This is a genomic window from Phenylobacterium sp. J367 (assembly GCF_024699985.1).
Taxonomy (GTDB): Bacteria; Pseudomonadota; Alphaproteobacteria; order Caulobacterales; family Caulobacteraceae; genus Phenylobacterium.
The window spans coordinates 3,213,503-3,236,043 of record NZ_JAJONA010000001.1; the positions used below are offsets into that span (position 1 = coordinate 3,213,503).

Here is a 22,541-nt window from a genome sequence, read left to right on the forward strand (position 1 = left end):
GGTGGGCGTGGCGCCGGTCGGCACGGGCGCGCCGGAGGGCGACCGCTCGCAGGGCGTCGAGGGTGTGGTCGTCGGATTCATGAGCCCGGAGAGCGAGACGAGCTGCTGGTACTACTGGGGCATGGCCCGGAAGTTCGGCGTCGGCGACCCGGCCCTGTCCGAGCAGATGCGCCAGGCCCAGGCCGGCGTCTTCGCCGAGGACGTGGTGGTGCTGGAGGCCCAGCAGAAGGCCATCGACGCCCGCCCGGGCGCGCGCCTGGTGACGCTGGCCATCGACGCCGGCGGGGCGCATGCGCGCAAGATGATCGAGCGGGCGGCCGCAGGGGCCGCCTGATGACCTTCCGCCTCATGCTGGTGGGCGACCTCGTCCTCGACGAGCCGGACGCCGACAGCTTCTTCGACCTGTCGCGCGCCACCCTCAGACAGGCCGACCTGTTGGTCGGCCATGTGGAGACCCCGCATACCGACCGGGGGACCGAGTCGGTGGGCGACGTGCCGGCCCCGGCCAGCCCGCCCGAGAACATCGCCGCCCTCGGCTCCGCCGGCTTCGGCGTCGCCACCCTGGCCGGCAACCACATCCACGACCGGGGCGGGGAGGGGATCGAGGACACCATCGCCCTGCTGCGCGCCCAGGGCGTGGCGCCGGTCGGCGCAGGGCGTGACCTGGCCGAGGCCCGGACGCCGGCAGTGGCCGAGCGCAAGGGGCTGAAGGTCGGCGTGCTGGCCTGGAACTGCGTGGGTCCGCGCGAGGGCTGGGCGGGGCCGAAGAACGCCGGTTGCGCCTATGTGAAGGTGATCACCCACTACGAGACGCAAGGCGCCAACCCCGGTGGGCCGGCCAAGGTCTACACCTTCTCGGATCCGGACACGGTCGAGGCCATGCAGGCCGACATCGCGGCGCTGCGCAGCGAGGTCGATGTGGTGGTGGCGGCGTTCCACAAGGGCGTGGTCCACACGCCGGCGCACATCGCCATGTACGAGCGGCCGCTGGCCAGGGCGGCGGTGGAGGCGGGGGCCGACATCGTGGTCGGCCACCACGCGCACATCCTGCGCGGCGTCGAGACGGTGGCGGGCAAGCCGGTGTTCCACGGTCTCGGCAACTTCGTGACCGTCACCCGGGCGCTCACCCCGGAGGGCAACGACAGCCCGGCGCGCAAGGCCTGGGCGATCAAGCGCAAGGAGCTGTTCGGCTTCGAGCCCCTGCCGGAGTACCTGCCGGTCTATCCGTTCCACCCCCGAGAGCCGCAACGCGATGATCGCCGATTGCCGGATCGAGGGCGGGGCGATCTCCCCCGGGCTTCCTGCCCTGCTGGATCCGTCCGGGCGGCGCGCCCGAAGTGCTGGGCCGGACGCCTGAGGGCGAGGCGGTGGCCGACTATGTGATCGGGATCAGCCGCAAGGCGGGGCTCCGGACCGAGTTCGACTGGGACGGGGATCGGGTGGTGTTCCAGTGAGCTCGGCGGGGCGCGAACCCCGATCCGGGGACCACGCAAGGTTGACGCCCCCCACCGTTTGCGGAAGGAACGAACGCCCGCTGCCGCGGTGCAACACCGGAAGATGACCATGCCGCCGCGTCCCGCTCCCGCGACCAACCCTGACGAAGACATCGTCGACGTCGACCTGGGCGTGCTGAACGACGTGATCGGCTTCCGGCTGCGGCGCATCCAGAACCACCTGTCCCGTGGCTTCTCCGACCGCATCGCGCGCAAGGAGATCAAGCCGGGCTCCTTCAGCGCCCTGGCCCTGATCGCCGCCAATCCCGGCCTTTCCCAGACCACGCTTTCGCGCGAGATCGGCTTCGACAAGGCGACGGTGGTGGCGATCCTCGACGCGCTCGAGGACCTGGGCTGGGCCGAGCGCAAGCGCTCCATCGCCGACCGGCGACGCCACGCGCTCTACGTGACCCGCTCGGGCGAGAAGGCGCTGCAGAAGATGCTCGACGAGGCGCACGCCAACGAGAAGGCGATCCACGCGGCCCTGAGCCCCGACGAACAGCAGCAGCTCTTCGCCCTGCTCGACAAGATCTACGGGGCCTGCTTCTCCGACATCACCCGCTAGACGGGCCGCTTCCCCGCCCCTGGCCGGTCGCCGCGCAAACAACTGTTTGTCGCGCTTCACACCCGCACGTTCGAGTGGTACGAAAACCCAACCATACGTATCACTTACAATATGCGACGGGAGCGACGAGATGGCTGGGACGGTGAGCTACGAGCGCCAGGGCGATGTGGGGATCGTCACCATCGACCGGCCGCCGGTGAACGCCATCGACGTCTCCGTCCGCCAGGGCCTCTGGAAGGCCCTCGACCAGGCTGAGTCCGACGCCGACGCCAAGGTCATCCTGCTCACCTGCGCCGGCCGGACGTTCCTGTCGGGCGCGGACCTCAACGAGCTGGGCGGGACCATTGCCGAGCCCAACTACTACGACACCCTCGACCGCCTCGAGGCCTCGAAGAAGCCGGTGGTCGCCGTGCTGCATGGCACGGCGCTGGGCGGCGGCCTCGAGACCGCGCTCGCCTGCCACTACCGCGCCGCGGTGGCCGACGCCCGGATGGGCATGCCGGAGATCACCCTGGGCATCGTGCCGGGCGCCGGCGGCACCCAGCGGCTGCCGCGCCTGATCGAGCGCCCGCGCGGCGCTGGAGATGATGATCCAGGGCGCCCCGATCGACGCGGCCCGGGCCAGGGAGCTCGGCGTCATCGACGAGGTGGTGCAGGGCTCGCCCCGCGACGGCGGCGTGGCCTACGCCCAGAAGCTGGCCGACGAGGGCGCGCCGGTCCGCCGGACGGGCGACCGCAACACCGACACCGCCGGCTTCTCCGACGCCGAGGTCGCAGAATACCTGAAGAGCCAGGCCCGCGCGCTGAAGGGCCGGACCACCCAGGAAAAGACCATCGCCGCCATCAAGGCGGCCGTCGACCTGCCGCTGGCCGAGGGCCTGAAGCGCGAGGACGAGCTCTCCCGCGCCTCGCTGAAGGACCGCGAGTCCGAAGCCCTGCGTCACGTGTTCTTCGCCGAGCGGGAGGTGGGCAAGATCCCGGGCCTGCCGCCGATGGAAGCCGCCCCGATCCGCAAGGCCGCCGTGATCGGCGCCGGCACCATGGGCGGCGGCATCGCCATGGCGCTGGCCAACTCCGGCGTCCCCACCACCCTGATCGACGTGAGCGACGCGGCGCTGGAGCGCGGGCTCGGCGTCGTGCGCGCCAACTACGAGGTGACGGTGAAGCGCGGCCGGATGACCGCCGACGAGCTGGAGCAGCGCATGGGCCTGATCGAGGGCGCCACCTCGCTTTCCGCAGCCGGTGACGCCGACGTGGTCATCGAGGCGGTGTTCGAGGACTTCGAGCTGAAGAAGCGGATCATCCGCGAGCTGGACCAGGTGACGCCGGCGCACACCATCCTGGCGTCCAACACCTCGACGCTATCGATCACCGAGCTGGCCGCCGAGACCAAGCGCCCGGCCCAGGTGGTCGGCCTGCACTTCTTCTCGCCGGCCCACATCATGCGGCTGCTGGAGATCGTGCGCGGGGCCGAGACCTCGAACGAGACCCTGGTGACCAGCCTGGAGATCGCCCGGAAGCTCCGGAAGATCGGCGTGGTCTCGGGCGACGCCTTCGGTTTCATCGGCAACAAGATGATGCAGGACGGCTACTTCCGCGAAGCCGAGCAGCTCCTGCTGGAAGGCGCGAGCGCCGAGCAGATCGACAAGGTGATGGAGGCCTTCGGCTTCGCCATGGGCCCCAACAAGGTCAACGACATGGCCGGCGTCGACGTGGGCACTAAGGTCCGCGAGGAGCTCTACAAGAAGGAGAGCCGTCCGGATCCGTACTTCGTGGTCTCGGACGCCCTGACCGCCCAGGGCAAGCTCGGTCAGAAGTCGGGCGAGGGGGTCTATTCCTACAAGCCGGGCGACCGGACCGCCTATCCGAACCCCGCCACCGAGGATCTGATCCGGAAGCTCGCGGCCGACCGCGGGATCGAGCGCCGCGAAATCTCCGACGCGGAGATCGAGGAGCGCTGCGTCCTGCCGCTGATCAACATCGGCGCCCAGCTCCTGGAGGACGGCATCGCCTACCGCGCCAAGGACATCGATGTGGTCTGGACCGCCGGCTACGGCTTCCCCCGTCACCTCGGCGGGCCGATGTTCTACGCCGATACGCTCGGCCTGAAGACCGTGCTGGCGCGGATCGAGCACTACCAGAAGCAGTCGGACTACTACTGGAAACCGTCGCCGCTGCTGGTCCGGCTGGCGAACGAGGGCGGCACGTTCGAGGGTTATGACGCCTCGCGGGCCTAGGGGCCGGCGGATGCTGCAACGCAAACAACTGTTTGTGTTGCGTCCCTTGGCCGGTATCCTGTGCGCAAGATGGACTCAAAGACCGTGAGCGCGCCGGACGCCGGCCCCGACACCAAGCTGTTGGACCCGAAGCTTCACCTGGACGGCCTGCCGGACCTGCTGGGCTTCCATCTGCGCCTGGCGCATGTGGCCATGTACCGGGACTTCACGACGGCCCTGGCCGACCTCGACCTGACCCAGAAGCAGTGCGCGACGCTGCAGCTCATCGGGGCCAATCCGGGCGTCTCCCAGGTGGACCTGGCGGGCACTTTGGGCACCGACCGGGCGACCATGATGGCCATGGTCGACCGGCTGGAGCAGCGGAACCTGCTGGTGCGCCGCCGGTCGCTGGCCGACCGCCGCCGCCAGGAGCTGAACCTCACGGACGACGGGGAGGCCATGCTGACCCGCGCCCGCCACGCGATCGCCGAGCACGAGCGGCACTTCACCTCGCGGTTCACCGCCGCCGAGCTGAAGGCCCTGACCAACGCGCTCAGCAGAATCCACCAGCAGGTGTGAGCGGCGGCGGGCCTCGACCCGCCGCCTGACAGGCCTCAGCGGCTCGAGACTTCCACGACCAGCGCCATGGAGCTGTCGCCGGCCGCGCAGCCTTGGAAGAGGCCGAGGCCGCCGCCCTTTAGGGCCAGCTCCTCGATCAGCTCGACCACCGCCCGCAGGCCCGTGGGGCCCTGCGGGTGGCCCCAGATCAGCGAGCAGCCGTAGTTGTTCATACCCATCACGTCCGCGCCGGTGGCCCGGGCGAAGGCGATGTCGTTCACCGCGAAGGGGTTGTGCGACTTGATGGCGGCGAGGTCGGCGATCTTCACGCCGGCGTGGTCGAGCGCCTTCTGGCTGGCGGCGATCGGGGCCTCAGGCATGTACTCGAGGTCGGCGCGCGACTGGCCGACGCCGCGGATCGTGACCCGGATAGACGGATCTCTGGAAAGCTCGCGGGCCTTCTCCGGCGTGGTCAGGATGATGCCCACATTGCCGTCGGCCGGGTGGGTCTGGCTGCCGAAGGTGACGGTGCCTTCCGGCATCACCGGCTTCCAGCCTGGCGAGGCCCTCCTTGGTGGTCTCGAAGACGCCCTCGTCGCCCTGCATCACGCCATCCTCGCCCTTGAAGTTATGCTTGGGCACATTGAAGGGCAGCGTCATGTAGCGCTTCTGGAAAGCGTGATCGTCGGCGAGGGCGTCCTGATACTGCTCGTACCGGCGCAGGGTGACCTCGTCGTTCTCTTCCTTCGAGATCTGGAACTTGCGCGCCACGTTCTCGGCGGTCTTGAGCATGGAGTGCCCGCCGATGGCGTCGTTCATCATGTTGTAGGTGACCTGGTCCTCGGACTGGCCGTAGCCGCCGGGGCCCTTGGGCGCCGGGTAGTAGATGTGCGGGCCGTTGGAGCAGCGGTCGGCGGCGATGACGATGGCCTGGGAGGCGAGGCCGAGCTGGATCTCGGAGGCGCCGGCGAACACCACCCGCGCGCCCGTGGCGCAGACCTGGGTGATCATGTGGCCGGGCGTGTGGGTTGCGCCGATCTCGTACAGCGGCCACGGCGCGCCGTAGAACGACTGGTACTGGTTGTTGGTCATGCCGAAGACGCCGGTGTCGAACGTCTTGGGGTCGATGTTGCGCCGCGCCAGCTCGTTCTTGGCCACCCAGGCGGCGAACTTCATGGCGTGCAGGTGCTGCAGGCTGCCCTGCCACTTGGCGAAGGGCGTGGACCAGTAGGCGCCGTAGGGGGATCTCGACCTTGTCGAAGCTCACGTCTGGGACTCCGTCTCGTTCTGCTGGGCGGCGAACTGCCGCCTGAGGATGTCTTTCTGGATCTTGCCGGAGGCGGTGCGGGGCAGGGCCTCGACGAAGCGCACGTGGCTGGGGCGCTTGTAACGGGCGAGCCGCTCGTCGCACCAGTCGGCCACCTTGGCGGGGTCGGGCTCCGCGCCCGGTCGGAGCACCACATAGGCGCAGCCGCTCTCGCCCCAGCGGGGGTCGGGCACGCCGACCACCGCGGCGTCGGCGACGCCGTCCATGGCGGCGATCACCTGCTCGACCTCGGCCGGGTAAACGTTCTCGCCGCCGGTGATGTACATGTCCTTCCAGCGGTCGACGATGAAGTAGAAGCCGTCGGCGTCCCTCCGGGCCGCGTCGCCGGTGCGGAACCAGCCGTCCTTGAAGGCCTTGGCGGTCGCCTCGGGCTGGTTCCAGTAGGCCGACGTCACCGAGGGACCGCGCAGCCAGACCTCGCCCACCTCGCCTTCGGGCACGTCACGGCCATCCGGGCCGACCAGCCAGAATCTCGGCGGCGGGCGCGGCGACGCCGGCGGAGCCGACCTTGGCGCGCGCCACCTCGGGATCGAGCGGCACGCCGAGGATCGTCCCGTTCTCGCTCATGCCGTAGCCGTTCGAGGGCCGCACGCCCCGCTCGATCAGGGCCAGGGTCAGCTCCGGCGGCATGGGCGCGCCGCCGGTGAACAGGCGCAGGCCCGTCAGGTCGTGGGAGGACGAGGCGGGATCCTCCAGCAGGGCCTGGGCCATCTGCGGCACGCAGAAGAAGTGGCTGACCCTAAGCTCCGGGTCGGTGAGGCGCTGCAGCGTCGTGGCTGGCGCGAAGCGGTCGGAGAGGTGCAGGGTCCCGCCGGCCAGCATGGTGGCGTGCAGGATCGCCAATAGGCCGACCACGTGGAACAGCGGCACGTCGCAGAGCTGAGCGTGGTCGGCGGTGAGTTCGCCGACGTAGGTGAAGTTCATGGCCGCGTAAAAGGCGGTCTTCGGCGTGACGATCACGCCCTTGGGCCGGCCGGTGGTGCCCGAGGTGTAGAGCAGCATCGCCGGCTCGAACGGGGCGATCGGGGAAGGTGCGCGGGGCGTGGCGGCGGCCAGCAGTTCGGCGAAGGGATCGGCGCCGGGCTCGATGCGGAGCGTGCGGGCGTCCGGGACGGCCTTCAACGCGACCTCGGCCTCGCGGGCGAACTCGGCCTCGTAGATCACCAGTTCGGGCTGGGCGTCCTCCAGCAGGACCGCGAGCTCCGGGCCGGTCAGGCGCCAGTTCAGCGGCTGGAAGATCGCGCCGGCCCGGGTGCAGCCGTAGAACAGGACCAGGTGGTTCAGGGAGTTGCGGGCTAGCAGGGAAACACGGGCGCCGGGCGACACCTGTTCGCGCAGCACGGCGTCAGCGCGGCGCAGGGTGTCTTCCAGGGCGCGGAAGGTGAGCTTCCGGCCGCTGGCCAGCTCGTGGACGGCCAGGCGATTCGGACGGATGGCCGCCTGCCGCGCCACCACGTCCCTCGCCAGCCAGCCGTAGTCCGAATCCCGATCGGCCACGTTTCCCACCGTCTTTTCGTTGTCGCCGCCAGGGCCGCGGCGAATTGTATGCGACACATACAACCGGCTTTGATCCGGCGCAATGCGGAGCGATGGACCTCTTGCGCCAATTGTATGTGTCACATACAGGTTGCGCAACGAGGGAGGCCGGGAGCATGCGCACCCAGGTGGCGATTGTCGGCGGTGGACCGGCAGGACTGCTGCTGCAGCAGCTGCTGCACGTGGCCGGGATCGAGAGCGTGGTCCTCGAGCAGCGCAGCCGGGCCTATGTCGAGGGCCGCATCCGGGCCGGCGTGCTGGAGCAGGTGACCGTCGATCTTCTGGAGAAGGTGGGCGTAGCCGAGCGGATGCGGCGGGAAGGCCTCGTGCATGACGGCTTCGCGCTGGCCGTGGACGGCGAGACCTTCCGCATCGACCTGAAGGGCCTGACGGGCGGCAAGACCGTGATGGTCTATGGCCAGACCGAGGTCACCAAGGACCTGATGGACGCCGCCGGCGAACGTGGCTGCCCCGTCGTCTTCGAGGCCGAGGGCGTCGCCCTGCACGGGGTCGACACCGACCGGCCGTTCGTCACCTACCGCAAGGACGGCGTGGGCCAGCGTCTCGACTGCGACTTCGTCGCCGGCTGCGACGGCTATCATGGGGTGAGCCGGCCCTCGATCCCGGGGGACGTGCTGAAGACCTACGAGAAGGTCTATCCGTTCGGCTGGCTGGGCATCCTGGCCGACGTGCCGCCCTGCGACCACGAGCTGATCTACTCGAACCACGAGCGCGGCTTCGCCCTGGCCTCGATGCGGTCGAACACGCGGAGCCGCTACTACATTCAGGCGCCGCTCGACACGAACCTGGACGACTGGCCGGACGACAGGATCTGGGACGAGTTGGCGATCCGGCTCGGCCCCAAGGCGGCGGCCAACATGACCCGCGGCCCGTCCATCGAAAGAGCATCGCGCCGCTGCGCAGCTTCGTGGCCGAGCCGATGCGGTGGGGCCGGCTGTTCCTGGCCGGCGACGCGGCGCACATCGTGCCGCCGACTGGCGCCAAGGGCCTGAACCTCGCGGCCTCGGACGTGCACTATCTCTCGGAAGCGCTGATCGACTTCTACAAGACCGGTTCGAGCGAGGGCGTCGACGGCTATTCGGCCAAGGCGCTGGCCCGGGTCTGGAAGGCCGAACGGTTCTCGTGGTGGTTCACGGGCCTGACCCACCGCTTCCCGGACACGGATGCGTTCGCGCGGCGCATGCAGACCGCCGAGATCGAGTACATCAAGGGCTCGACCGCGGGGCAGACCACGGTGGCCGAGAACTATGTGGGGCTGTCCTTTGGCTGAGGTTCTCACCCGCCGGATCGAGCTGCCCGCCCGGGGCGGCGCCATCGCAGCCTACGAGATCGGCCCGGCGGACCGGCCGATCGACCTGGTGTTCAGCCACGCCAACGGCTTCAACGCGCGCACCTACCTGAGCATCCTGGCCCCGGTCGCGGCGACGCGGCGGATCCTGCTGCCGGATATCCGCGGCCACGGCAGGACCGCGCTGCCGGCGGATCCCGCCGGACGCGCCGACTGGACCGACGCCCGGGACGATCTCTTGGCTCTCCTGGACGTCCTCGACCTGGGGGACGTGACCCTCGCCGGCCATTCGATGGGCGCGACCGTCAGCCTGCTGGCGGCGGCCGAGGCGCCGGCGCGGGTGCGCGACCTCGTGCTGTTCGAGCCGGTGATCATGCCGGCCGGGGCGACGGGGGGAGCCGGCCGACTCGCCGATGGTCCTGGGCACGCTGAAGCGCCGCGCCGACTTCGGCAGCCGCGAGGAGGCGATCCAGGCCTATACCGGGCGAGGGGCCTTCCGGTCCTGGACGCCGCAGATGCTCGCCGACTACGCCGCCGACGGCTTCCGCGACGTGGCGGACGGGTCGGTGACGCTCGCCGCCGTCCCGGCGTGGGGAGCATTCCAACTACATCGCCCAGGCGCACGACGTGCGGGGGCGCCCTTTCGGCCATCCAGGCGCCGGTGCGGATCTTCCGGGCGGAGAAGGGCTCGACCGTCGGGGCGACGCCGCAGGAATTGCAGGCGATCAAGCCCGGCCTTGGCCAGGAGGTCGTGCCCGAGACCACCCACTTTCTACCGATGGAGCGACCCAACTTGGTGATTGCGGCGCTCTCCGGGTGACGTAGCCCAGAACCGCGACCCACGCAGTGTTTCCGGCGCTTGTCGCTGGGCCAGTGCGTCCAAGAGACCCAGCCTCAAGGCTACGGCTGCCTTCCGCTGGCCGTCACTTCAGCTGGCTGTCCTTGCTGCCGCGGCGGTTGATCATGGAGTGCACGATCCGCTGGTCGCGGCCGGACTGGCAGGCGATGCAGGTGGTCACGCCGGGCAGGGCCTTGCGGCGGCGCTCGGGGATGTCCTCGCCGCACTCGACGCACTCAAGCGTGCCCTCGCCTTGCGGCAGGCGTGCGCGGGCGCCCGCCACGCCGTCGGTGATGGTGTCGTGAATCTGGTCCAGGACTGCGCCTTCGTGCGCCCATCCGGTGGCCATATGTTGGAACTCCTTTTGTGTCTTCAGATAGATAGGTACGGTCAAGCCGCAACCAAGCGTCACCTCGATTGCATGGTGCAAGGGGCGGATTAGGGTGTCGGCATGAGCCGGAAGCTGACCGACAAGCCGATCGCCATCGCGACTGACCATCGCGGCGTGGCCCTCAAGGCGCGGCTGGCGGAGTGGCTGGCCGCCAACGGCTACGGCGTCACCGACTGCGGGACGGACACAGCGGCGGAGCGGGTGGACGCCATGGATTATGCCGTGCGTTTGGCCGAGGAGATCCGCGCCGGCCGGTCGGATTTCGCCGTCGGGATCTGCGGCAGCGGGCAGATGATGGCGATCACGGCCAACCGCTTCCCCTTTGTCCGGGCGACCCTGCTGCACGGCGTCGAGGAGGCGGGGGCGCCCGGGAGCACGGCGACGCCAACGTCCTGGTGCTGGGCGCCGACCTGACGGACGGGGAGGCGGCCGAACAGATCCTGGCGGCGTTCCTGAGCACCGCCGCCCTGGGGGACCGGTACGCCGAGCGCCGGGCGCGGCTCGCCCGGCTGGACGTGAGCTAGTCCGCGTTCTCCAGCACCAGGTGTCCGACGGCCGTGTTGGACGCCGGCACGTGGTAGAAGCGGTGGGCGACCTCGACCTTGTCGGCGAGCGCGCCGCGCATGATCAGCCACATGACGAGCTCGATGCCCTCGCTGCCGGCCTCGCGGACGTAGTCGAGGTGGGGGGACCTTCGCCTGGGCGGCGGGATCCTCGATCAGCCGGTCGAGGAAGGCGTTGTCGAACTCGCGGTTGATCAGCCCGGCGCGGGGGGCCCTGGAGCTGGTGGCTCATGCCGCCGGTGCCCCAGACCTGGACGTTCAGGTCTTCCGGGAAGCTCTCGACGGCCTTCCGGATCGCCTTGCCGAGGTTGTAGCAGCGGTTGCCGGTCGGCGGCGGGTACTGGACCACGTTCACCGCCAGCGGGATCACCTTCACCGGCCATTCCGCGGGCTGGCCGAACATCAGCGACAGCGGGACGGTGAGCCCGTGGTCGACGTCCATCTCGTTGACGATGGTCATGTCGAACTCGTCGAGGATCAGGCTCTCGGCCAGGTGCCAGGCGAGCTCCGGATGGCCCTTCACGGTGGGCACAGGGCGCGGTCCCCACCCTTCGTCGGCCGGTTTGAACTCCTCGGCGCAGCCGATGGCGAAGGTCGGGATCAGCGACAGCGAGAAGGCCGAGGCGTGGTCGTTGTAGACCAGGATGACGACGTCCGGCTTCTCCTCGGCGATCCATTTCTTGGAGGCGTCGTAGCCGGCGAAAACGGGCTGCCAGTAGGGTTCGGCCGCCTTGCCGTTGTCGAGGGCGGCGCCGATGGCGGGGACATGGCTGGTGGCGACGCCGGCGGTGATACGCGCCATTACTTCGGGTCCTTCTTCGAGCGGTTGCCCTCGATGGAGCGGCCGCCCTTGAGCATCATCTCGGCATATTCCGGCTGGGTGACGCCGCTCATGATCGCGGCGATCTGCTGGAAGGAGAGGCCGTCGGTGGCGGCTATCTTCGACGTAAAGTAGATGTTGCCGCCCTGGGCGATCATGCCGTTCCAGTCACGGTCGAGGACGGCCTGCTTCTGGCCCTCGGTCATCGGCCACTTGTCGAGGTAGGCGCGCTCGTCCGCCTTGAAGGCGGCGCGGTTGTCGGCCTTCATCAAGGACATGCAGAACTGGTTCAGGTGGAAGCCCTGGCGCGACTGCTCGGCGTCGAACAGCACCGTGCCGGGGATGTCGTGATACGGCTTCTCGGTCATCTCAGCGGTCCCAGTAGAGACGCATGGGGTTGTCCACGAGCAGCTTCTGCCGGAGCTCCTCGGTGACGGCGAACTTGGGGATCTGGTCCACGAGCACGCCGTCGTCGACCATATGGCCCTTCAGGTTGGGGTGCGGCCAGTCGGTGCCCCAGAGCACGCGGTCGGGGAAGGTCTCGACAATCTCGCGCTGGAAGGGGACCACGTCGTCGTAGGGCGGGCCGGCGACGGAGAGGCGCTCCGGGCAGGAGACCTTCGACCAGACGTCCTCGTCCTCGGCCATCCAGTCCACGAAGGCGCGCCATTGCGGGTGGTCGGTCCCGAGCTTCACGTCCGGCCGGCCCATGTGGTCGACCACCACCTTGGTCGGGAGGGAGGAGAAGAGCGGCTTCAGCTCGGCGAGGTCCGGCGCCTCGAAATAGACGACGATGTGCCAGCCAAAGGGGGCGACCTTGGCGCCGATCCGCTGCAGCACGTCATGCGGCGTGAAGTCGGCCAGCCGGCGCAGGGAAGTTGAAGCGCACGCCGCGGATGCCGGCGGCGTCCAGTTCGGCGAGCTCGGCCTCGGTGATGTCCTCGCCGACCGTGGCGACGCCGCGGGCAAGACCGTTCGAGGCCTTCACGGCGTCGACGGTGGCCCGGTTGTCCTTGCCGTGGCAGGTGGCCTGGACGATCACGTTGCGGCTGAAGCCGAGATAGTCGCGCAAAGCGAAGAGCTGGGCCTTCGAGGCGTCGCAGGGCGTGTACTTGCGCTCCGGCGCGAACGGGAACTCGGCGCCGGGACCGAACACGTGGCAGTGGGCGTCCACCGCGCCGGGCGGCGGGACGTAGGCCGGCTTCTTCGGGCTTTGGTGCCAAACCAGCCAGTCGGCATCCATGACCTGTGGCTTGTCGCTCATCGGCCCTGGCCCTTCAGGATCGCGTCCAGGCGCGGATAGACGCGCCGGGCGTTCTTTTCGAAGACCTTCAGCTTGTCGTCGTCGGAGATCGGCAAGGCGTCGACGTAGCGCTTGGTGTCGTCGAAATAGTGGCCGGTCTCCGGGTCGATGCCGCGGACGGCGCCGACCATCTCAGAGCCGAACAGGATGTTGTCGAGGTCGATCACCCGGAACAGCAGGTCGATGCCCGGCTGGTGATAGACGCAGGTGTCGAAGAAGACGTTCTTCATCACGTGCTCGCGCAGCGGCGGCTTCTTCAGCATGTCGGCAAGGCCCCGGTAGCGGCCCCAGTGGTAGGGGACCGCGCCGCCGCCGTGCGGGATGATAAAGCGCAGCGTCGGGAAGTCCTTGAAGAGGTCGCCTTCCAGGAACTGCATGAAGGCCGTGGTGTCGGCGTTGATGTAGTGCGCGCCCGTGGCGTGGAAGTTGTGGTTGCAGGAGCCCGAGACGTGGACCATGGCCGGCACGTCCAGCTCGACCATCTTCTCGAAGAAGGGATACCAGGAGCGCGCGGTGAGCGGGTCGGAAGTCCAGTGGCCGCCCGACGGGTCGGGGTTCAGGTTGCAGCCGACGAAGCCCAACTCGTTCACGCAGCGCTCGAGCTCGGCGATGGAGTTCTCGATGCTTACGCCCGGCGATTGGGGAAGCTGACAGACCCCGGCGAAGGTCTCGGGGAAGAGGTCGACGACCCGCTTGATCAGGTCGTTGCAGCGCCGCGTCCAGGCCTGGCTGACCGCCTCGTCGCCCACATGGTGGGCCATGGTGGAGGCGCGCGGGGAGAAGATGGTGAAGTCGGCGCCGCGCTCGCGGATCAGGCGCAGCTGGTTCTTCTCGATGGTCTCGCGGATCTCATCGTCGGAGATCTCCGGATATGCGGGATCGATGTCGCCGCCGGCCTTGAAGGCGGCCTTCTGGGCGTCGCGCCAGGCGTCATGGGGAGCGGGCGCGGTGGTGTAGTGGCCGTGGCAGTCGATGATCACCTGGCGAGATCCTTACTGATGGCGTCGAGCATGGCGGCGAGGTCGTCGGACATCGCGCCCTTGTAGTGGGCGGCCCAGTCCTGGCGGACTGCGATGGCGTCGCTGAGGGTGGGGGGGCACGCCGGCTTCGGCGACGGTGCGGGCGGCCTCGCGCATCTCCTCCGCCCGGCGGGTCCCGTGTTCCAGGGAGCGGCTCATCATGTAGGCCGCCGTGCGGTTCCAGTCGGGGGAGGGGCAGGAGGTCGGAAAGGCTGTCCAGCACCACCTGCTCGACGCCGTAGTGGCGCGCGGCCAGCATGGACTCGGTTAGCAGGGCCTCGATGCCTTTGATCATCACCGAGCGGCAGAGCTTGGTCGCCGCGGCCTGGCCGATCACCTCGGAATAGGCCGTGGCGCCGGCGAAGCCGAGGCCGTCGGCGGCCTGCAGGAAGGCCCGGGCGTGCGTGCCGCCGAGCAGCATGGGCGAGGCGATCCGCTTCGGCCCGATCGGGCTCATCACCGCGGCCTCGACGTAGCGACCGCCGCCGGCGTGAATGACCTTGGCCGAGGCCGTCTTCTGGCCCGGCGAGCAGGAGTTGAGGTCGAGGAAGAAGGCGCCGCCCTCGAGGCCGTCGGCGACCGACTGGGCGGCGTCCAGATCGCGGGCGGCGGTCACCGCGCTGATCACCAGATGGGCGCCGCGGACCGCGTCGAGTGCGCTTTCGGCCGCGCGGAGCTGGAAGCGGGGGAGGGCGCGGGAGGGGATCGAATCCGGATCGGCGAAGGCGATGTCCCAGGCCACGAGATCCGCTTTGCCGGCGAGGTCCTCAGCCAGCGTCTGGCCCACCTCGCCAAAGCCGATCAGGGCGATGGGGGGTGAGGTTGCTCATGCCTTCCTCCACCGTCGCGAAGACGACGGGGGAGGGGGACCATCGGCCGAGCGCAGCGAAGAGACGATGGTGGAGGGGGCGAGATCAAGCGGCGCGCGCACGGTCGCCCCTTCCACCATCGGCTCTGCGGCCGATGGTCCCCCTTCCCCGTGAACGGGGAAGGCAAGGGTCACCGCCGCCATCACCGCGAGCCGTCCCACACCGACGCTGGCACATAGACCTCACCGCGCATCAGGCGGCGCGCGGTGCGCAGCAGGGCGGCGCGGCGGACCTTGAGTTCGCCGCCTTCCAGCGCCGTCTCCATGGCGACGGTGAAGAAGCCGGTGGGATGTTCGACATCGATGGAGCTTGGATCGGCGATCTTCGCGACGCCGTCGGCCACCGAGCCCGGCAGGACGCAGGCGGTGGCGACGCTGACGGCGCCGAACACGCCGATCGCCTCATGGACCCGGTGCGGGATGAAGTTGCGGGTGCAGACCGCGCCGCCGTGCTGGGCGGGCGCGATGAGGCACATCTTGGGCACCGTCTTCTTGGTCACGTCGCCGAGGTTCATGCGCGGGCCGATCTGCAGCCGGATGGCCTCGACGCGGGCCTTGAGTTCGGCGTCGGCCTCAAGCTCCTCGGGCGTCTCGTAGCCGGTCTTGCCGAAGTCGCTTGCGCGCATGACGACCACGGGCATGCCGTTGTCGATGGCGGTGAGCTCGATCCCGTCGACCACGTCGCGGGCGGCGCCGGTCGGAAGCAGGGCCCCGCACGACGAGCCGGCCACGTCCAGGAAGTCGATGGGGATGGGGGCGGCGGTTCCCGGCACGCCGTCGATCCGCGCCTCGCCGTCGTAACGGACCTGGCCGCCCGGGGTCTGGATCGCGGCCACCGCCAGGCTGTCGGTGTTCAGCATGTTGATGCGGACGTTCGTCACCCCGTCCTTCGGGGTGAGCAGGCCCTCCTCGATGGCGAAGGGGCCGACCCCAGCCAGCAGGTTGCCGCAGTTCTGGCCGGCGTCGATCCGCGCCTCGTCCACCACGGCCTGCAGGAACAGATAGTCCACGTCGGCGTCGGGATGGGTCGACGGCCCGACTACGGCGATCTTGCTGGTCAGGGGGTGGGCGCCGCCCATGCCGTCGATCTGGCGCGGGTCGGGGGAGCCCATGGCGGCCAGCAGGACGGCGTCGCGGGTCGCAATGTCCTCGGGCAGGTCCGAGAGCTTGAAGTAGAGGCCCTTGGAGGTGCCGCCGCGCATCACCGTGCAGGGGATCGCCGTCTGGGTCATGGGCCTCAGCCTTTCGGCGGCTCGTCGACGTACTTCAGGCCTCTCTCGGCCAGGCGCTCGCGCATGCCGTAGATATCGAGGCCGAGCTCGCCGGCCTCGAAGCGGGCGCGCTTGTCGCCCTCGTTGGCCTCGCGCTTGGCGGCCGCCTCGGCGACCTTGGCGGCGTCGGCGCGGCGGACCACGCAGACCCCGTCGTCGTCGGCGACGATCACGTCGCCCGGGTTGATCAGGGCGTTTGCGCAGACCATCGGCAGGTTCACGTCGCCGAGCGTCTCCTTGACGGTCCCCTGGGCGTAGATCGCCTTCGACCAGACGGGGAAGCCCATCTCGGTGAGCACGGCCACGTCGCGGACGCCGGCGTCGATGATCAGGCCGCGGACGCCGCGCGCCTTCAGCGAGGTGGCGAGCAGGTCGCCGAAGTATCCGTCCTCGCAGGGGGAGGTGGGGGCGACGACGAGGATGTCGCCGGCCTTGCACTGCTCCACCGCCACATGGATCGTCCAGTTGTCGCCGGGGGCCACCGAGCAGGTCACCGCCGAGCCGGCGATGGCCGCCGGCTGGTAGATCGGGCGCATGTAGGCGGCCAGGAGACCGATGCGGCCCTGGGCCTCGTGGACCGTGGCCACGCCATAGCCGGCCAGGGCGTCGATGACGCCGGAGTCGGCGCGCGGGATGTTGCGGACGACGAGGGGCATCAGATCAGGCTCTTCTCGATGACGTCGAGGGTCTGGTAGGCGGGCAGCACCTGGGCGACCGAGGCGTTGGGCTCGCGGCCCTCACGGATCGCGGCGAAGAACTCCCGGTCCTGGAGCTCGATGCCGTTCATGGAGACGTCCACCTTCGACACGTCGATCGGCTGTTCCTTGCCGTCCACCAGGTCGTCGTAGCGGGCGATGTAGGTGCCGTTGTCGCAGATGTAGCGGAAGAAGGTGCCGAGCGGCCCGTCGTTGTTGAAGGAGAGCGACAGGGTGCAGATGGCGCCGGAGGCCACCTTCATCTGGATCGACATGTCCATGGCGATGCCGAGCTCGGGGTGCATCGGGCCCTGCATGCCGCGGGCGGCGATGATCGGCTCGCCGGCCTGGTAAGCGAAGAGATCCACCGTGTGGGCGGCGTGGTGCCAGAGCAGATGGTCGGTCCAGGAGCGCGGCTGGCCCAGCGCATTCAGGTTCTTGCGGCGGAAAAAGTAGGTCTGGACGTCCATCTGCTGGAGCTTCAGCTCGCCGGCCTGGATCTTCTTGTGGATCCACTGATGGGACGGGTTGAAACGCCGGGTGTGGCCGGCCATTGCCACCTTGTTGCTCTTGGCGGCGACGGCGGCCAGGCGCTCGGCGTCGGCCAGGCTGTCGGCCATGGGGATCTCGACCTGCACGTGCTTGCCGGCCTCCAGGCATTGGATCGCCTGGGCGGCGTGCATCTGGGTCGGGGTCGCGAGGATGGCGGCGTCGACGCCGGGCTGGGCGAGCGCCTCTCCGAGATCGGTCGTCCAGTGGGGAATCTTGAAGCGCTCGGCGACGTCCTTGGTGGAGTCCGGGCTGCCGCCGGCGAGGCTAACGACCTCGATGCCGTCGATCTTCTGCATTGCTTCCAGGTGCTTGATTCCAAACGCACCTTGGCCGGCCATCACCACTTTCACAGGCGCATCTCCCTCAGAGTCACCGAACGTCCGCCGGCGTGTTACGCAAGAATGGACAAACTGGATAGTCCGTTTTACGCAGGCGTCCAACAGGCGTCTAACAGGCGTCCGCTGGGAGGCGATCATGACGTTAAGCTGCCGCCGGCCCAACCCCGTTTTCAGCGACGAGTACCGGCTGTTGCGCGAGGCCCTGCTGGAGGCGCGTCGTAAGTCCGGCGTCAGCCAGCGCGATCTCGCCGAGCGGCTGGGCAAGAGCCATTCGCATGTGGCGCGGATCGAATGCGGACAGCGTCGGGTGGACACCCTGGAGTTCTATCACATCGCCCGCGCGATCGGCGTGGAGCCCGCCAGCCTCTTCGCCCAGGTGATCCGCCGCCTGGAAGCGCACGGGTCGGAGGTCGGCGGCCGGGCCGCCTAGGCGGCCACGAACCGGAGGATCATCTCGGTCACCGACTCCCGGCGCGCGGCGGTCGCGGCGGGGGACTCCATGTCGACCTTGAAGATGGTTGAGAAGGTGTGCCGGTTGGCGACGTTGAAGAAGCAGAGCGCGCTGATCGACATGTGCAGGTCGATGGGATCGAGGTCCTTGCGCATCACCCCGTCCTTGATGCCGCGCTCGACGATGCCACGCAGGGTGTCGATGGCCCCCATGCTCTCCTGCTGGGTCTTGGAGAGCTGGGCGATGTGCTCCCCGTGGTGGATGTTCTCCACCATCACCAGGCGGATGAAGTCGGTGTTGGCGAGCTGGTGGTCGAAGGTAAAGCGCACGTGCTGGGCCAGCGCCTCCAGGGGCGGCTTGCTCTCCAGGTCGAGGGTCGACTCGATGTTGCGGATGCGACGGTAGCTGTCCTCAAGAACCGCCCGGTAGAGGCCCTCCTTGCTCTCGAAGTAGTAGTAGATCATCCGCTTCGAGGTGCGGGTGCGCTCGGCGATCTCGTCGATGCGGGCGCCGGAGAGGCCCTTCTCGGAGAACTCGTGGGTGGCGACCTCGAGGATGTTGGCCTTGGTGCGGTCGGGGTCGTTGGTCCGCGTCTTCTCCTTGGCCTGACGCGCGGGCGCGCGGGGCTCGGCGGCCTCGTGCTTCACGCCGGACTTCACAGATCGACCCGACACGCGCTCGCCCCCCACACCGCAACAACTGCGAGTCAGTAATACGCGAACCGTCGCATCGGCGGTAACCTGCCGCCTAGCCAGGGGCGGGCCTGAGCCGGACGGGGATCGACTTGTAGGCCGGCGTGCCACTCGCCCGGTCGTGGTCGTCGAGGCCGACGAGGGCGTTCGCCTCGGGATAGTAGGCGGCCGCGCAGCCGCGCGGCATGTCCCGGGGCGCGACGATGAAGCCATGTATGGACCGGCCGCCCGAGGCGGCCTCCACGTCGACGCGGTCGCCCTCGGCAAGGCCCAGGGCGGCCAGGTCCTCGGGATTGGCGAAGATCACGTCCCGGCGGCCGAACACGCCGCGGTAGCGGTCGTCCTGGCCGTAGATGGTGGTGTTGTACTGGTCGTGGCTGCGGACGGTGGTCAGCAGCAGGACGCCGGGTGGCAGGGCCGGGTTGGCGTTCTCGCTGGTGCGCGGGATCAGGTTCGCCCGGCCGCTGGCGGTCTTCCACGTCCGCTCGGAGGCGGGGATCGGCAGGCGGAAGCCGCCGGGGACGCGGATGCGTTCGTTGTAGCCGGCGAAGAGGTCGGGCAGCACGGCCTCGATCAGGTCGCGGATGCGGTCGTAGTCGGCGGTCAGCGCCGCCCAGTCCACGGGGTCCTTCTCGCCGAACAGCGCCGCGCCGATGCCGGCGACGATGGCCACCTCCGAGCGCAGTTCGGATGAGGCCGGCGCGTTCAGGCCCCTCGAGGCGTGGACCATGGACATGGAGTCCTCGACCGTCACCGCCTGGCGGCCACCGGCCTGTACGTCCACCTCGGTGCGGCCGAGGCAAGGGAGCAGCAGGCTCTCGCGGCCCGGCAACAGGTGCGTGCGGTTGAGCTTGGTCGCCACATGGACCGTCATGTCGGCGCGGGCCAGCGCGCCGAACGTCCGGCCGGGGTCCGGCGCGGCGACCGCGAAGTTGCCGCCGAGGCCCATGAAGAACCGCACCTCGCCGCGCTCGAGGGCGGCGATGGAGTCCACGACCGTGTGGCCGTGGGCGCGCGGGGAGGCGAAGCCGAACACCCGGTCCATGGCGGCGAGGAAGGCCTCCGACGGCTTCTCCCAGAGGCCGACGGTGCGATCGCCCTGGACGTTGGAATGGCCGCGCAGCGGGCAGATGCCGGCGCCCGGCCGCCCGATGTTGCCGCGCAGCAGGAGGAGGTTGGCGAGCTGCTGGACGGTGGATGACGACCCCAGGTGCTGGGTGATCCCCATGCCGTAGCAGAGGATGACGCGGCTGGCGCCCGCATAGCGGCGGGCGGCGTCCTCCATCTCGGCGCGGGCGGCGCCGGCCTCGGTCTCCAGCTCGGCCCAGTCGGCGGCGCGCAGCTGGGCGGCCAGCGCGTCGAAGCCTGCGGTGTGTTCGGCGAGGAAGTCGTGGTCGAGCACCGGTTCGCCGGCGTCGTCGCGGGCCACCAGCGCCTTCATCATCCCCTGGACGAAGGCGGCGTCGCCCCCGATGCGGAGCTGGTAGTAGCGCGAGGCGATTGGGGTGGATGACAGGGTCGCCATCTCCACCGGGTCCTGCGGCGAGGCGAAGCGTTCGAGGGCTCGCTCCTTCAGCGGATTGAACACCAGGATCGGCGCGCCGCGGCGGGCGGCGGACCGGAGCGTCGCCATCATCCGCGGATGGTTGGTGCCGGGGTTGTGGCCGAAACTGAGGATCAGGTCGGCTTCGTCGAAGTCGTCGAGCGTGACCGTGCCCTTGCCGACGCCGATGGACAGGGGCAGCGCAACGCTCGTCGGCTCGTGGCACATGTTCGAGCAGTCGGGGAAGTTGTTGGTCCCGAACCGGCGGCCGAGCAGCTGGTAGAGGAAGGCCGCCTCGTTGGAGGCCCGGCCGGAGGCGTAGAAGGCGGCCTGGTCCGGGTGGTCGAGGCGGCGCAGGCCGTCGGCGGCGCGGGCGAAGGCCTCGTCCCAGGTCACCGGCAGGTAGCGGTCGCTGGCCGGATCGTAGGCCATCGGATGGGTGAGGCGGCCGGCGTCCTCGAGCGCGTGATCGGTCCAGGTCCGGAGCTCGGCGAGGGTGTGGGCGGCGAAAAGCTCCGGCGTGGCGCGGTTGCGGGTGGCCTCCCAGGCGACCGCCTTCGCGCCGTTCTCGCAGAACTCGAAGGACGAGGTGTGCTTGGGATCGGGCCAGGCGCAGCCGGGGGCAGTCGAAGCCCTCGGGCTGGTTGGCGCGCAGCAGGGTCTTGGCGCCCTCGACGACCACATGCTGGTCCTCTAGCGCGACGCCGACCGCCTTGAGGGCCCCCCAGCCGCCGGCCGGCAGGTCGTAGGGGCGCAGGCCCTTGATCGGCTTGCGGCTCATGACGCGAGCCGATCCGGGCGGCTGAACACCGTATGGCCGTCGTCGCGGGCCAGGGCCACGAGGGTGAGGCCCGAGGCTTCGGCGCGGCTGATGGCCAGGGCCGTGGGCGCGGAGACGGCGACGATCATCGGCGCGCCCAGGCGGACGGCCTTCTCGACCATCTCGAAGGAACAGCGGCTGGTGACCACCACGAACCCCTGGGCGGCGTCGATCCGCCGGGCCAAGAGGCCGCCGGCCAGCTTGTCGAGGGCGTTGTGGCGGCCGACGTCCTCGCGCACGAGGCGGAGACGGCCCTCGGCGTCGGCGAAGGCGGCGGCATGGGTGGCCCTGGTGAGGCGGCCCAGCGTCTGCTCTGCGCTCAGCGCGGCCGTGGCGGCCTGCACGGCTTCAGGGCGGAACGTGCAGCCTTCCGGGGCGGCGGGCAGGGGACGGATCGCGTCCTGTAGCCGCTGGACCCCGCAAAGGCCACAGCTCGACCGGCCTTCCAGGGTGCGGGGCCGGGCGGGCTTGCGCCGGGCGCCGGGCGACAGCCGGACGTCGGCCAGGACGCCGTCGGCGACGACCTCCAGGGCGACATTCTCGATCTGGTCGGCGCTGGCGATGGCCTCCGTGACGGTGAAGCCCCGTGCGAGGTCGTCCAGGTCGGCGGGCGTCGCCATGAGCACGGTATGGGGCCGGCCGTCGTAGGAGATGGCGACCGCCGTCTCCTCGGGCGCGGCGCGCTCGACGGCGGCCCGCGAGCCGTCGGTCCGCCATTCGCGTCCGGTCAGGGCGACCGCTACCGCCGGGGCGGCGAGGGACGCGAGCGGAAGGTCGTCAGCCATCAGGACAGCATAGCACCCTGATCGGCCTGGGGCGCCAGCCAGGCGCGATTGCGCTGGATCAAGGGCTCCGTCGACGGGCGTGGCACAGTTCAAGTCGATCGTATCGGAGCAGACCCGAGATGACCGTTCGAAGGACCGCGTTCGCGATGGGAGTCCTCCTGGCCTTGGTCGCCTACCCGGCGGCGGCCCTTTCGGACGCCGCGCAGGAAGTCGAGCGGGGCCGTGCGCTCGCCGAGCGCAACTGCGGCATGTGCCACGCCACAGGTCGGACCGACGCGAGCAAGTACAGAGGCGCGCCCGCCTTCCGCGACCTGCACCTCCGCTATGACGTGGAGGCGCTCGGCGAGGCGCTGGCCGAGGGCATCCTCACAGGCCATCCCGCGATGCCCGAATTCCGCTTCGCCCCGGACGAGGTGATCTCGATGATCCACTACCTCCGCAGCATTCAGTCGCGCCAGGAGACCTCGCTCCCGAAACCGCCCATCCGGGTCCGCTGAAGCGCCCGTCGCGCGGGAGCACGCGGACAACGGGCGACGCGACAGCTTCCCAGGGGCCCCGAATATGTAGAGTTCTAAGCAAATTCGGGAG

General features: G+C 69.7%; 25 protein-coding genes and 6 pseudogenes. 12 read left to right on the forward strand and 19 right to left on the reverse strand.

Annotation, left to right across the window (positions count from 1 at the left end):
• Positions 1–7 precede the first annotated feature (7 nt).
• From LRS04_RS27035 to LRS04_RS17240, 6 genes and pseudogenes are all read left to right on the forward strand, one after another.
• The gene (locus LRS04_RS27035) at positions 8–334 is read left to right on the forward strand and encodes a hypothetical protein (RefSeq protein ID WP_308238378.1); all 327 of its coding nucleotides are present in this window, start codon (positions 8–10) and stop codon (positions 332–334) included.
• 71 nt (positions 335–405) lie between these two features.
• A pseudogene (locus LRS04_RS17220) lies at positions 406–1,383 on the forward strand (CapA family protein); the annotation flags it as partial.
• Between the two features lie 180 nt (positions 1,384–1,563).
• Positions 1,564–2,058 carry a MarR family winged helix-turn-helix transcriptional regulator gene (locus LRS04_RS17225; RefSeq protein WP_257817387.1) on the forward strand — a complete coding sequence of 165 codons (495 nt, stop codon included), beginning with the start codon at positions 1,564–1,566 and terminating at the stop codon, positions 2,056–2,058.
• 130 nt (positions 2,059–2,188) lie between these two features.
• Positions 2,189–2,560: pseudogene (locus LRS04_RS28210) on the forward strand (enoyl-CoA hydratase/isomerase family protein); the annotation flags it as partial.
• A gap of 85 nt (positions 2,561–2,645) precedes the next feature.
• Complete coding sequence (locus LRS04_RS17235; protein ID WP_257817389.1) at positions 2,646–4,295, forward strand: 3-hydroxyacyl-CoA dehydrogenase NAD-binding domain-containing protein; 1,650 nt, start codon at positions 2,646–2,648, stop codon at positions 4,293–4,295.
• Positions 4,296–4,379: 84 nt separating this feature from the next.
• On the forward strand, positions 4,380–4,853 hold the full coding sequence (locus LRS04_RS17240; RefSeq protein ID WP_257817390.1) for a MarR family winged helix-turn-helix transcriptional regulator: 474 nt from the start codon (positions 4,380–4,382) through the stop codon (positions 4,851–4,853).
• 35 nt (positions 4,854–4,888) lie between these two features.
• On the opposite strand, the gene LRS04_RS17245 is transcribed toward LRS04_RS17240, so the two are convergent.
• The 4 genes and pseudogenes from LRS04_RS17245 to LRS04_RS17260 form a co-directional block, all read right to left on the reverse strand.
• Complete coding sequence (locus LRS04_RS17245; protein WP_257817391.1) at positions 4,889–5,212, reverse strand: hypothetical protein; 324 nt, start codon at positions 5,210–5,212, stop codon at positions 4,889–4,891.
• Positions 5,205–6,041 (reverse strand): annotated as a pseudogene (locus LRS04_RS17250) (hypothetical protein); the annotation flags it as partial. The pseudogene LRS04_RS17250 and the gene LRS04_RS17245, both read right to left, overlap by 8 nt.
• A 54-nt stretch (positions 6,042–6,095) precedes the next feature.
• Positions 6,096–6,599 carry a class I adenylate-forming enzyme family protein gene (locus LRS04_RS17255; RefSeq protein ID WP_257817392.1) on the reverse strand — a complete coding sequence of 168 codons (504 nt, stop codon included), beginning with the start codon at positions 6,597–6,599 and terminating at the stop codon, positions 6,096–6,098.
• A gap of 1 nt (position 6,600) precedes the next feature.
• Positions 6,601–7,656, reverse strand: coding sequence for an AMP-binding protein (locus LRS04_RS17260; RefSeq protein WP_257817393.1), 1,056 nt, complete (start codon positions 7,654–7,656; stop codon positions 6,601–6,603).
• Between the two features lie 155 nt (positions 7,657–7,811).
• Here LRS04_RS17260 and pobA point away from each other — a divergent pair.
• Positions 7,812–8,986: pseudogene (gene pobA / locus LRS04_RS17265) on the forward strand (4-hydroxybenzoate 3-monooxygenase).
• Complete coding sequence (locus tag LRS04_RS17270; protein ID WP_257817394.1) at positions 8,979–9,824, forward strand: alpha/beta fold hydrolase; 846 nt, start codon at positions 8,979–8,981, stop codon at positions 9,822–9,824. Before pobA ends, LRS04_RS17270 begins: the two are co-directional and overlap by 8 nt.
• Before the next feature lie 103 nt (positions 9,825–9,927).
• On the opposite strand, the gene LRS04_RS17275 is transcribed toward LRS04_RS17270, so the two are convergent.
• Positions 9,928–10,191, reverse strand: coding sequence for a DksA/TraR family C4-type zinc finger protein (locus LRS04_RS17275; protein ID WP_257817395.1), 264 nt, complete (start codon positions 10,189–10,191; stop codon positions 9,928–9,930).
• Between the two features lie 102 nt (positions 10,192–10,293).
• Between LRS04_RS17275 and LRS04_RS17280 the strand changes: the two genes are divergently transcribed.
• Entirely contained in the window at positions 10,294–10,647 is a 354-nt protein-coding gene (locus LRS04_RS17280) for an RpiB/LacA/LacB family sugar-phosphate isomerase (RefSeq protein ID WP_257817396.1), read from the forward strand.
• Positions 10,629–10,757 carry a hypothetical protein gene (locus LRS04_RS17285; protein ID WP_257817397.1) on the forward strand — a complete coding sequence of 43 codons (129 nt, stop codon included), beginning with the start codon at positions 10,629–10,631 and terminating at the stop codon, positions 10,755–10,757. The genes LRS04_RS17280 and LRS04_RS17285 overlap by 19 nt, the downstream gene beginning before the upstream one ends.
• On the opposite strand, the gene LRS04_RS17290 is transcribed toward LRS04_RS17285, so the two are convergent.
• The 11 genes and pseudogenes from LRS04_RS17290 to LRS04_RS17335 form a co-directional block, all read right to left on the reverse strand.
• Positions 10,754–10,870: a hypothetical protein gene (locus tag LRS04_RS17290; protein ID WP_257817398.1), complete on the reverse strand. Its 117-nt coding sequence runs from the start codon at positions 10,868–10,870 to the stop codon at positions 10,754–10,756. The genes LRS04_RS17285 and LRS04_RS17290 overlap by 4 nt on opposite strands.
• Positions 10,861–11,598, reverse strand: coding sequence for a class III extradiol dioxygenase subunit beta (locus tag LRS04_RS17295; protein WP_257817399.1), 738 nt, complete (start codon positions 11,596–11,598; stop codon positions 10,861–10,863). The genes LRS04_RS17290 and LRS04_RS17295 overlap by 10 nt, the downstream gene beginning before the upstream one ends.
• Positions 11,598–11,984 carry a protocatechuate 4,5-dioxygenase subunit alpha gene (gene ligA, locus LRS04_RS17300; RefSeq protein WP_257817400.1) on the reverse strand — a complete coding sequence of 129 codons (387 nt, stop codon included), beginning with the start codon at positions 11,982–11,984 and terminating at the stop codon, positions 11,598–11,600. Before ligA ends, LRS04_RS17295 begins: the two co-directional genes overlap by 1 nt.
• A 1-nt stretch (position 11,985) precedes the next feature.
• Positions 11,986–12,456 carry an amidohydrolase family protein gene (locus tag LRS04_RS17305; protein ID WP_257817401.1) on the reverse strand — a complete coding sequence of 157 codons (471 nt, stop codon included), beginning with the start codon at positions 12,454–12,456 and terminating at the stop codon, positions 11,986–11,988.
• Between the two features lies 1 nt (position 12,457).
• Positions 12,458–12,880: an amidohydrolase family protein gene (locus LRS04_RS17310; RefSeq protein ID WP_257817402.1), complete on the reverse strand. Its 423-nt coding sequence runs from the start codon at positions 12,878–12,880 to the stop codon at positions 12,458–12,460.
• Complete coding sequence (locus LRS04_RS17315) at positions 12,877–13,899, reverse strand: amidohydrolase family protein (RefSeq protein WP_257817403.1); 1,023 nt, start codon at positions 13,897–13,899, stop codon at positions 12,877–12,879. Before LRS04_RS17315 ends, LRS04_RS17310 begins: the two co-directional genes overlap by 4 nt.
• 12 nt (positions 13,900–13,911) lie before the next feature.
• Entirely contained in the window at positions 13,912–14,100 is a 189-nt protein-coding gene (locus LRS04_RS28215; protein ID WP_374577243.1) for a DUF1932 domain-containing protein, read from the reverse strand.
• A 349-nt stretch (positions 14,101–14,449) separates the two neighbouring features.
• A pseudogene (locus LRS04_RS28220) lies at positions 14,450–14,725 on the reverse strand (NAD(P)-dependent oxidoreductase); the annotation flags it as partial.
• A 224-nt stretch (positions 14,726–14,949) separates the two neighbouring features.
• Positions 14,950–16,038 (reverse strand): 4-oxalomesaconate tautomerase, encoded by a 1,089-nt coding sequence (locus LRS04_RS17325; RefSeq protein WP_257817405.1) that lies wholly within the window; start codon positions 16,036–16,038, stop codon positions 14,950–14,952.
• A gap of 5 nt (positions 16,039–16,043) precedes the next feature.
• Positions 16,044–16,733, reverse strand: a complete 690-nt coding sequence (locus tag LRS04_RS17330; RefSeq protein WP_257817406.1) for a 4-carboxy-4-hydroxy-2-oxoadipate aldolase/oxaloacetate decarboxylase — start codon at positions 16,731–16,733, stop codon at positions 16,044–16,046.
• Positions 16,733–17,662 carry a Gfo/Idh/MocA family oxidoreductase gene (locus tag LRS04_RS17335; protein ID WP_257819172.1) on the reverse strand — a complete coding sequence of 310 codons (930 nt, stop codon included), beginning with the start codon at positions 17,660–17,662 and terminating at the stop codon, positions 16,733–16,735. Before LRS04_RS17335 ends, LRS04_RS17330 begins: the two co-directional genes overlap by 1 nt.
• 136 nt (positions 17,663–17,798) lie before the next feature.
• Here LRS04_RS17335 and LRS04_RS17340 point away from each other — a divergent pair, with 136 nt between their 5' ends.
• Entirely contained in the window at positions 17,799–18,092 is a 294-nt protein-coding gene (locus LRS04_RS17340) for a helix-turn-helix domain-containing protein (RefSeq protein ID WP_257817407.1), read from the forward strand.
• On the opposite strand, the gene LRS04_RS17345 is transcribed toward LRS04_RS17340, so the two are convergent.
• The 3 genes and pseudogenes from LRS04_RS17345 to fdhD all read right to left on the reverse strand — a co-directional run bounded on the left by LRS04_RS17345 (position 18,089) and on the right by fdhD (position 21,953).
• Entirely contained in the window at positions 18,089–18,760 is a 672-nt protein-coding gene (locus tag LRS04_RS17345) for a TetR/AcrR family transcriptional regulator (protein WP_257817408.1), read from the reverse strand. The two genes, LRS04_RS17340 and LRS04_RS17345, sit on opposite strands and share 4 nt — an antisense overlap.
• 100 nt (positions 18,761–18,860) lie before the next feature.
• Positions 18,861–21,129: pseudogene (locus LRS04_RS17350) on the reverse strand (FdhF/YdeP family oxidoreductase).
• The gene (gene fdhD / locus LRS04_RS17355; RefSeq protein ID WP_257817409.1) at positions 21,126–21,953 is read right to left on the reverse strand and encodes a formate dehydrogenase accessory sulfurtransferase FdhD; all 828 of its coding nucleotides are present in this window, start codon (positions 21,951–21,953) and stop codon (positions 21,126–21,128) included. Before fdhD ends, LRS04_RS17350 begins: the two are co-directional and overlap by 4 nt.
• Positions 21,954–22,099: 146 nt before the next feature.
• Here fdhD and LRS04_RS17360 point away from each other — a divergent pair, with 146 nt between their 5' ends.
• A complete protein-coding gene (locus tag LRS04_RS17360) occupies positions 22,100–22,450 on the forward strand; it encodes a cytochrome c (RefSeq protein WP_257817410.1) in 351 nt (116 codons plus the stop codon).
• The last annotated feature ends 91 nt before the right edge of the window (positions 22,451–22,541 follow it).

Coding starts and splice junctions, on each gene's coding strand:
- LRS04_RS17225 (WP_257817387.1), top strand. CDS start 1,564: ATGCCGCCGCGTCCCGCTCCCGCGACCAACCCTGACGAAGACATCGTC.
- LRS04_RS17235 (WP_257817389.1), top strand. CDS start 2,646: ATGATCCAGGGCGCCCCGATCGACGCGGCCCGGGCCAGGGAGCTCGGC.
- LRS04_RS17245 (WP_257817391.1), bottom strand. CDS start 5,212: ATGCCTGAGGCCCCGATCGCCGCCAGCCAGAAGGCGCTCGACCACGCC.
- LRS04_RS17275 (WP_257817395.1), bottom strand. CDS start 10,191: ATGGCCACCGGATGGGCGCACGAAGGCGCAGTCCTGGACCAGATTCAC.
- LRS04_RS17280 (WP_257817396.1), top strand. CDS start 10,294: ATGAGCCGGAAGCTGACCGACAAGCCGATCGCCATCGCGACTGACCAT.
- LRS04_RS17290 (WP_257817398.1), bottom strand. CDS start 10,870: ATGTGGCTGATCATGCGCGGCGCGCTCGCCGACAAGGTCGAGGTCGCC.
- LRS04_RS17295 (WP_257817399.1), bottom strand. CDS start 11,598: ATGGCGCGTATCACCGCCGGCGTCGCCACCAGCCATGTCCCCGCCATC.
- ligA (WP_257817400.1), bottom strand. CDS start 11,984: ATGACCGAGAAGCCGTATCACGACATCCCCGGCACGGTGCTGTTCGAC.
- LRS04_RS17310 (WP_257817402.1), bottom strand. CDS start 12,880: ATGAGCGACAAGCCACAGGTCATGGATGCCGACTGGCTGGTTTGGCAC.
- LRS04_RS28215 (WP_374577243.1), bottom strand. CDS start 14,100: ATGATGAGCCGCTCCCTGGAACACGGGACCCGCCGGGCGGAGGAGATG.
- LRS04_RS17325 (WP_257817405.1), bottom strand. CDS start 16,038: ATGACCCAGACGGCGATCCCCTGCACGGTGATGCGCGGCGGCACCTCC.
- LRS04_RS17330 (WP_257817406.1), bottom strand. CDS start 16,733: ATGCCCCTCGTCGTCCGCAACATCCCGCGCGCCGACTCCGGCGTCATC.
- LRS04_RS17335 (WP_257819172.1), bottom strand. CDS start 17,662: ATGGCCGGCCAAGGTGCGTTTGGAATCAAGCACCTGGAAGCAATGCAG.
- LRS04_RS17340 (WP_257817407.1), top strand. CDS start 17,799: ATGACGTTAAGCTGCCGCCGGCCCAACCCCGTTTTCAGCGACGAGTAC.
- fdhD (WP_257817409.1), bottom strand. CDS start 21,953: ATGGCTGACGACCTTCCGCTCGCGTCCCTCGCCGCCCCGGCGGTAGCG.
- LRS04_RS17360 (WP_257817410.1), top strand. CDS start 22,100: ATGGGAGTCCTCCTGGCCTTGGTCGCCTACCCGGCGGCGGCCCTTTCG.